The 6812-nt window shown below is 54.3% G+C and carries 5 protein-coding genes; 4 read left to right on the forward strand and 1 reads right to left on the reverse strand.

The genetic code is table 11. From position 1 onward, the window contains the following. Positions 1-12: 12 nt before the first annotated feature. A complete protein-coding gene (locus tag ACTG33_RS14590) occupies positions 13-1878 on the reverse strand; it encodes a protein-disulfide reductase DsbD family protein (protein ID WP_439135955.1) in 1866 nt (621 codons plus the stop codon). Positions 1879-2091: 213 nt separating this feature from the next. On the opposite strand from ACTG33_RS14590, the gene ACTG33_RS14595 reads away from it, so the two are divergent. The 4 genes from ACTG33_RS14595 (at position 2092) to ACTG33_RS14610 (ending at position 6615) form a co-directional block, all read left to right on the forward strand. Then, positions 2092-2874 carry a hypothetical protein gene (locus tag ACTG33_RS14595; protein WP_439135956.1) on the forward strand — a complete coding sequence of 261 codons (783 nt, stop codon included), beginning with the start codon at positions 2092-2094 and terminating at the stop codon, positions 2872-2874. A 61-nt stretch (positions 2875-2935) separates the two neighbouring features. Further along, entirely contained in the window at positions 2936-4876 is a 1941-nt protein-coding gene (locus ACTG33_RS14600; protein ID WP_439135957.1) for a bifunctional diguanylate cyclase/phosphodiesterase, read from the forward strand. A 66-nt stretch (positions 4877-4942) separates the two neighbouring features. Further along, positions 4943-5488 carry a copper chaperone PCu(A)C gene (locus ACTG33_RS14605; RefSeq protein ID WP_439135958.1) on the forward strand — a complete coding sequence of 182 codons (546 nt, stop codon included), beginning with the start codon at positions 4943-4945 and terminating at the stop codon, positions 5486-5488. A 77-nt stretch (positions 5489-5565) separates the two neighbouring features. After that, positions 5566-6615, forward strand: coding sequence for a DUF2333 family protein (locus tag ACTG33_RS14610; protein WP_439135959.1), 1050 nt, complete (start codon positions 5566-5568; stop codon positions 6613-6615). Positions 6616-6812 lie beyond the last annotated feature (197 nt).

The following is a 6812-nucleotide window of genomic DNA, read 5'->3' on the forward strand; positions in this document are numbered from 1 at the left end:
GCCAGTTAGCCGCTAGTTTGCGGTTTTAAGCGACTCGATGGCGTTCTTGACCGTTTGTTCACGCAAAATTTGCGGCAAAATGACCGGCGGTTCATTTATCTTCCCTGAGTATAAAAGATAGAGTGGAACACCGTTGCGCCCAAATTGAGACAGTAAATGCGTGATCTCGGGGTTGTAGTGGGTCCAGTCGCCTTTGAGTTTGACGATACCTGCCTGTTCGAAGGCGTTTAAGGTGGTTTCTGTGTCCAGAGCGATCTTTTCGTTAGCGAGACAGGTGATGCACCAGTCTGCGGTCAGATTCACAAAGGTGGGTGTGCCGTTGGCCAGCAGTTGATCCAATCGCTCTTGGGAATAGGGTTGCCATTGGTTGGCGAGTGCGGCCTCTTGGGTGAGGTCGCTATGGTCCGAATTGTTCAGGTTGGACAGTGGCCATAGGGCTGTAATCAGAACGACCACGGCAAGCACTTTCTGAGTGACGCGAGCCGGCTGGTGTTGCCACAACCATGCGGCAAAGGTGAGCCCAAGTGCACCCGCGGACAGGGCTACGACAGTGTCGCTACCTGTCTGGCGTCCCACAACCCACAGCAGCCAAAGAGCGGTCAGGAAGAGCGGGAAGGCAAGCAGTTGCTTTAGGGTTTCCATCCATTGGCCGGGTTTTGGCAGTCTCTGAGAAAGTGATGGGAAGTAGGTCAGCAATAAAAATGGTAGCGCCATACCGAATCCCAAAACGGCAAAGACGGTCAGGGCCAGTGGAGTGGGTTGAGTGACAGCAAAGCCCAGCGCACCGCCCATAAATGGCGCGGTGCAGGGGCTGGCAACAATCGAAGCCAGCGCACCGGTAAAGAAAGAGGCGCGATAGCTGTGGCCTTCCGTCAGGGATTGTCCACTGCCGCTGAGTTGTCCGCCCAGTTGTATAAAGCCGGATAAGCCAAGCCCCATGATGAAGAACAGGTAGGCCAGCAGTGCGACGACCAGTGGTGATTGCAGCTGAAATCCCCAGCCAATGGCTTGCCCTGCCTGACGAAGCAGTAGCATCACGGTAGCGATGGCGACAAAGGTGGCGATCACGCCGAAGGTATAGGCCCAGCCATGCAGGTGCTGTTGGTGAGGGTTTTCCCGACTGCGGGCTAGGCTGAGCGCTTTAAGAGACAGGACGGGAAACACGCAGGGCATCAGATTCAGTAGCAGGCCGCCAATCAATGCGCCGAACAGCGCCAGCCAAAAGCTGGTGTTGCCGGTTGATCCCTGCCCTGTATCTGACAAAGCGCTTATCGACAGGCTTTGTGGGCCTGGTGCAGCGAGCACCTCGGCTTTTCCTTGGTGAATGCGGATTTGCTGTTGCTGTGGCGGGTAGCAGAGTCCCGCATCCGCACATCCCTGAGAGTGAACCGTCACAAGCAAGGGTTCGCTCTCGTTGTGGGCAGGTAGTGGTACCAGTAGATCCAGCGAGTCGTAATAAACTGTCAGATCTCTTTCGTAGTAGTCATCGTATTTGTTAATACCGTCAGGCAGCTCTGCGCTCAGGGGGGCGTTGTTGAATACCGCTTTGAGCTGGTGTTGGTAGAGGTAGTATTTCGGTGCAATGTCCCAGTGCAGGGACAGCACGGACCCGTCGATGGGCTCGGCAAGTTGCGAGCCGTCGACGACAGTGGCGCTGAGTTGGTAGGCCTGTTCCACTGGCAGGAAGCTGACTTCGCCCGGATTGTTGGCGAACAGGTTGTCGGTTGCGCTGTTTGCCGGGCTCGCCGACATGCTGGATTGGCGGGTCAGATCTGTACTGGCCGAGCCGAAGGGATTATTTGCCTGACTGTTGAGAGGCAGAAGCGAAGTGGCGAGTAATAACAGGCAGGTTAACAGGGGGAGTCGGCTCGAAAGCATAAGTCAGAAAATCCGGCAGTGATCGGGTGGTATCGTTAACTGATTAATTGCGGCCGCCAGTATGCCACGATTGTGTCGCAATAGCTGAATGACGTTAGGCAGGCCGTGTTCTGTGGTGTTTTTGCGTGTTGTGCGTCGTTGCTTTGATCGTATTTATCAGGCAGAGTTTCCCGCAGTGTGTGAGTGGAAGTATCAATGGAACGCTTGAATTGTATGAAATGCACATCGGTTTGGCGATTTGAGTCGCTGATGATGTGGCTTCTGGTGATAGTCGCGGTGTCGCTGGGAGGTTGTATGACTGGCGAGCCAGAGCCGGATTCCAAAGTCGCGCCACAGCCCGACGTGCCCTCCGGACCGAAGCCGCCGACTGTTGAGCAGCAGGTCAGTCTGATGTTACGTCAGGCTGAGAGAGCGATGAATGGTGACCGGTTGATGTATCCCGATAATGACAACGCCTATGACCGATATCAGGCTGTGCTGAAGCTCCAGCCGCAGAACGCTCAGGCTAAATCCGGATTGCAGGTGATCATTGTTCGCTATGTGCAAATGGGGCGGGAAGCGCTACGGCACAGTCGTCTCAGCAGTGCCAGACTCTATGCCGATCGCGCCAGGTTTATAGACGCAGATAACCCCTTGTTGCAGGAATTTGAACAACATTTGGCAGAAGCTTCTCGTCAGCATGCATCGGTACCGGTGAAAGTGGCTCCCGGGCCGGCATCCAGCAAGTTGGGTGCATCTGAAGCAGGCGCCGAAAACGAATACAGTCTCGATGTGTCGGATCTGAATCAGCGCGACGATGCGGTTCTCGCGGTGCTTAAAAAGGTGGCTGACAGGGTGAAAAATACCGATGAGGTGTTGTTGATTGTCGCTCGTAATGACGCTGAAGGTCGGTGGCTCTATAAAGAAATGAAGAAAGCGGCCGAGGGTTATCGTATCCGTGGAGATATCAAGGTGGGTTCGCCGCCCAGAATTGTTGTCTATCCGCCGATCCAGTAACTTTGTTATCGTACCCCTGAAGCTGTTAGCCTCACCCTTTTAATCAAGCGGAAAACATTCTGTGACTCTCTATCGACAACTTATTTTGGTCATTACCTGCCTGATCGCCAGCATTATGGCGGGTAATTTCGTGGTCAGTGTGATGAATGCCCGCGCTTTCGTCACTGAACAGATGGAGGTCCATGCCCAGGACACCGCCACGTCGTTGGGGCTGACGATCACGCATGCGGCTAAAGCCAAAGATGAGGCCGAGATCCGTTCCTTTGTGGATGTGGTGTTTGATCGCGGTTATTACCGTCAGGTTTCATATCGAAACGTCGCAGGCGATATGGTTATTGACAGCAAGGTGGCTGCCGAGATTATGGGAGTTCCCGACTGGTTTGTTCGCTTGATCGACTTGCCCGAACCGTCGGGTCACGCAGAGGTGATGTCAGGCTGGTTTCGTCTGGGGGCCGTAGATGTGGTGTCTCACCCCGGGCTGGCCTATCGGGATCTCTGGCGGGTTTTCAAACACCAACTGTGGTTGTTCTTGTTCACCTCGGTGATTTGTTATTTGCTGGCGGGTCTAGGATTGGCATTCATGCTGCGGCCTCTGCGTCGTGTGGAGGCTCAGGCTGACGCAATTTGCCGCAGAGAATTTCCGGTGCAGCATCGAGTGCCCTACACACGTGAACTGCGCAGTGTGGTGCAGGCTATGAATCGCATGGTGGAGAAGGTTCAGTCCATGTTTCAGGAGCAGGTCGAGCTGTCGGGCGAGCTGCGACGGCAGGCACACTTCGATCCGGTGACCGGATTGCTAAACCGCACCGGGTTTGATGCCCATCTGGCGTCGCGAGTGGCGTCTGAGCGCGGCGGTAGTGCTGGTGTCATGATTCTGATTCAGTTGGGCGGCCTGACAGGGTTTAACCAGCATGTCGGTCGCGAAGCCGGTGATAAATGTTTACAGAGTCTGGCGAAGACGCTTCAGCAGTCACTGGTCGAATACCATGACGCGATTCTGGGGCGCCGCACAGGTACTGATTTGTGCGCTTTTATCCCGGTTGTCGATCGTGAAGACGGAGAGGTCGTGACCGACGAGTTGTTTTCAAATTTGCAGGGGCTGGGATGGCTTCGCGAGGCCGAAGAATTGCAGTTGCATATGGGGGTGGCTTTTGCGTCGCGTGTGACCGAGCAGGTTGGCCTGCTGGTGAAAGCAGATTTGGCATTGCGGCAGGCTCAGCATCAGGGGCAGGCCAATATCCAGTGGCATCATCTCCAAGCGGATGGTGCAGATCGCTCTGCGAGCCAGTGGCAAGAGCTGCTTCGTGAAGCCATAGACGAGAACTTGTTCACTTATCATGTGCAGCCAGTCTTTGAGCCGGATGGAGTGACCGTTAGCTTGCTGGAGGTTTTTTGCCGCCTGCCTGACGGTGATGAACTGCTGGCAGCCGGTGTGTTTCTGCCTATGGCGGAGCGCTTTGGGATGGCAGAAACTATCGATCAGATGATGATTGAGATGTTGGCGGTTCGCTACGCCGGAGTAGATGGACCCAGATTGAGTGTGAATCTATCCCCCTCATCTCTGGTGAGTGACACATTTCTTCTGTGGCTTGACGGCGTGTTGCGAAGCTATCCAGGGTTCGCCCAGCGACTGGTCCTGGAGTTACCAGGACCCTCTCTGGCTACGCAGGAAAAGGCAGTTCGGGCATTGGCCGTGAAGCTCAGTGAGCTGGGAGCTCAACTGCTACTGGATCATTTTGGCACTGGCGTGGCAGCGTTTGCTTACCTGCAAAGTTTGCCGTTATTTGCGTTAAAAGTGGATCGCTGCTTTATTCAGGACATAGATCAAAATGCGGATAATCGCTTTTTTGTGCAGTCGGTGGTGCAGATTGCACACAGTTGCGATGTGAAGCTGTTGGTGGAAGGCGTAGAGACCAAAGAGGAGTGGCGGGTACTGCAATCCTTGGGAATTGACGGTGCCCAGGGTTACTATCTGGGCAAGCCGGTCGCTGCTGAGGTTTAGGTCAGGCCGTGGTTTAGCTCAGGAAGCCGCAGAGACGGGACATGGAATCTAACAGGAATAAAGTCGATGAAAACCGTTAACCCTCTATACTTGTTGAACCTGCGCGGTAGGTGGGGATTGCACCAGTCCCAGTGGGCTCGCCTCAGAAGCCTGGCCAGGGCGGTGTGTATTGGTGTGCTGTTTTGCGCGTCAATCCAGGGCTCGTCGGCCTTTGCGGATCGCGCTAACTCAGAATTGTCACAGACATCGGTCAGTATTGGCGATGCCCGTATCCGCTTGCCGTTACCGGGACAGACGACTGCAGTCGTCTATCTGACGTTACACAATGCCTCATCACAGCAGCAGTTACTGACTGGGGTGAAGGTGGTCGGCAGTGATCGTGCAGAGTTGCATAAACACATCCATGAAAATGGCATGATGAAGATGAGAAAAGTTGATCAAATCCCGGTCGTCGCTGGGGACACGCTGAGCTTTGAACCGGGTGGTTATCATATTATGGTCTTTGATATGGCAGTCGCGGCGCCGGCTCTGTCAGCACAGCGAGTTTATCCGGTAACGCTGATTTTTGAGGGTGGGCAGAGTGTTAACGCCGATGCACAGCCAGTAAGGTAGGACGAAGAAGAGAGCATGAGCCTGTGACCCAGTAGGGGCGCAGTGGTTGTACATAAAGAAACGGATAAGGTTTAGCCATGGGAAAGTTGGGTGAGTTTGGACAGGGTGTTCGGGAGCGCTGGCAGGATTGGCGTGAAGATGGCGCGGGCAGCTGGTTCGTTAGAACGCTGCTGATACTGGTGATTTTGTATCTGCTGGGTGCCGCGTTGGTGGGCTTTTTCTGGAGTTCTGAACCCGATCATTTCACGGTCAGGGAGTCGGTGGCGTTGACGGCAGAAGGCCGTCCCATGTTGATCGGTGTGGCGACTACCAGCACATTGATTCGAGTGTCTGAAACCCTGCTGGATAAGCCCGGTGGCTTTTTGAGCAACGATGTTATGCCTCCCGGCCTGTGGCTCGATAACATGCCAAACTGGGAATACGGAGTGTTGATTCAGGTTCGCGACATGAGTAAAGCCATGCGTGAGGCTTTCAGCCGTTCACAATCCCAGTCCACGGAGGATAACTCTCTCGCGCGAGCGGAATCGCGGTTTAATTTCGATAACAAAAGCTGGGCGTTGCCGGCCTCTGAGTCGGAGTATCGAAACGGCATAGAGTCTCTGCACAATTATTTGTTTCGCCTCTCGGATGATGACCAGCATAACGCCCAGTTCTTTGCGCGCGCGGATAACCTGCGTTATTGGCTGAGCACCGTAGAAACTCGTTTGGGCAGTTTGTCTCAGCGTTTGAGTGCCAGTGTTGGACAGCGTCGCTTGAATACCGATCTGGCGGGTGATGTCGCTGCGCGTAAATCGACATCAACCCCACGTGAGATGCAAGTGAAAACGCCGTGGCTGGAAATCGATGATGTGTTTTATGAGGCGAGGGGCAGTACCTGGGCGCTGCTGCACTTCCTGCGCGCTGTCGAAGTAGATTTTGCTGACATCCTGGAGCGAAAGCACGCTCTGGTCAGTCTTCAGCAAATCATACGCGAGCTCGAAGGAGCTCAGGCGCCGATGTACAGTCCGATGATTTTGAATGGTGGCGGGTTTGGTATGTTGGCCAATCACTCGCTGGTGATGGCTTCGTACATTTCCCGGGCCAATGCCGCAATTATCGATCTGCGTGAACTACTGTCCCAGGGTTGATTGTTTGACTCTGTCGTCGCCTCTGCCATCTCTTTAGCATGCTGGGGCGAGGCGCTGGACCGATCCCGACTTGTCTTTTCAGGTCGGGAGGTCAGATTTTTCCTCTTTGTCCGCTCTCCTCTATCAATCTTTGACATCAATTCCCCGTATTTGGGTTGACGTATTATTCTTCATTTGGTGTGATGTGCGTCACACTC

This window comes from Pseudomaricurvus sp., from assembly GCF_965662505.1.
Classification (GTDB): Bacteria; Pseudomonadota; Gammaproteobacteria; order Pseudomonadales; family Cellvibrionaceae; genus Pseudomaricurvus.

Excerpts from the sequence above, each read along its gene's own strand:
- ACTG33_RS14590 (WP_439135955.1), bottom strand. The coding sequence starts at position 1,878 with ATGCTTTCGAGCCGACTCCCCCTGTTAACCTGCCTGTTATTACTCGCC.
- ACTG33_RS14595 (WP_439135956.1), top strand. The coding sequence starts at position 2,092 with ATGAAATGCACATCGGTTTGGCGATTTGAGTCGCTGATGATGTGGCTT.
- ACTG33_RS14605 (WP_439135958.1), top strand. The coding sequence starts at position 4,943 with ATGAAAACCGTTAACCCTCTATACTTGTTGAACCTGCGCGGTAGGTGG.
- ACTG33_RS14610 (WP_439135959.1), top strand. The coding sequence starts at position 5,566 with ATGGGAAAGTTGGGTGAGTTTGGACAGGGTGTTCGGGAGCGCTGGCAG.